The 1,315-nt window shown below is 69.4% G+C and carries 2 protein-coding genes; both read left to right on the top strand.

Annotated elements, in window-relative coordinates:
- Positions 1-274, top strand: a 274-nt coding sequence (locus D7231_RS34865; protein ID WP_199739530.1) for an NADH-quinone oxidoreductase subunit C, incomplete at its 5' end; no start/stop codon positions are given.
- Positions 271-1,315 (top strand): NADH-quinone oxidoreductase subunit D (locus tag D7231_RS34860; protein WP_422396792.1); only part of this gene is annotated, 1,045 nt, incomplete at its 3' end. The genes D7231_RS34865 and D7231_RS34860, both read left to right, overlap by 4 nt.

Genomic DNA, 1,315 nt, shown 5'->3' with positions numbered 1-1,315 from the left:
CGGGCGGCTGATCCGCCTGGAGGTCAGCGTCCCCGACGCCGACCCGCACCTGCCCTCGGTCGTCGAGACGTACCCGACCAACGACTGGCACGAGCGCGAGGCGTACGACTTCTTCGGCCTGATCTTCGACGGCCACCCCGCGCTGACGCGGATCATGATGCCCGACGACTGGCAGGGCCACCCCCAGCGCAAGGACTACCCGCTCGGCGGTATCCCCGTCGAGTACAAGGGCGCCCAGATCCCGGCTCCCGACCAGCGGAGGTCGTACAGCTGATGACCACACACGCGACCCGGCCCGCGGGGGCCAGGGAAACCACCGAAGGCACCGTCTACACCGTCACCGGCGGGGACTGGGACGCGCTCGCCCAGGAGGTCGCCGACCGCGCCGACGACGAGCGGATCATCGTCAACATGGGCCCGCAGCACCCCTCCACGCACGGCGTGCTGCGGCTGATCCTGGAGATCGACGGCGAGACGGTCACCGAGGCCCGCGCCGGCATCGGGTACCTGCACACCGGCATCGAGAAGAACCTCGAATTCCGGACCTGGACCCAGGGCACCACCTTCGTGACGCGCATGGACTACCTCACGCCCTTCTTCAACGAGACGGCGTACTGCCTGGGCGTGGAGAAGCTCCTGGGCATCACCGAGGACATCCCCGACCGCGCCAGCCTCATCCGCGTTCTGCTGATGGAGGTGAACCGTCTCTCCTCCCACCTGGTGGCCATCGCCACCGGCGGCATGGAGCTGGGCGCCACCACCGTCATGATCTTCGGCTTCCGCGACCGCGAGCTGTGCCTGGACATCTTCGAGCTGATCACCGGCCTGCGGATGAACCACGCCTACATCCGCCCCGGCGGGCTCGCCCAGGACCTGCCGCCGGGGGCCGTGGACGCGCTGCGCGAGTTCGTCCGCACCATGCGCAAGAACCTCAACGAGTACGACCAGCTGTGCACCGGCAACCCCGTCTTCAAGGCGCGGCTGAAGGACATCGGCTACCTCGACCTGGCCGGCGCCCTCGCCCTGGGCGCCACCGGGCCGATCCTGCGCTCCGCGGGCCTGCCCCACGACCTGCGCAAGTCCGACCCCTACTGCGGCTACGAGACCTTCGACTTCGAGGTCCCCACCACCGACACCTGCGACTCCTTCGGCCGCTTCCTGCTGCGCCTTGAGGAGATGCGGCAGTCGCTGCGGATCATCGAGCAGTGCATCGACCGGCTGGAGCCGGGCCCGGTCATGGTCGCGGACAAGAAGATCGCCTGGCCCGCGCAGCTCGCCCTGGGCCCCGACGGCCTGGGCAACTCCCTGGACCACA

The organism is Streptomyces klenkii (assembly GCF_003626645.1).
Lineage (GTDB): Bacteria > Actinomycetota > Actinomycetes > Streptomycetales > Streptomycetaceae > Streptomyces > Streptomyces klenkii.
This window is presented reverse-complemented; position numbering and strand designations above follow the sequence as displayed.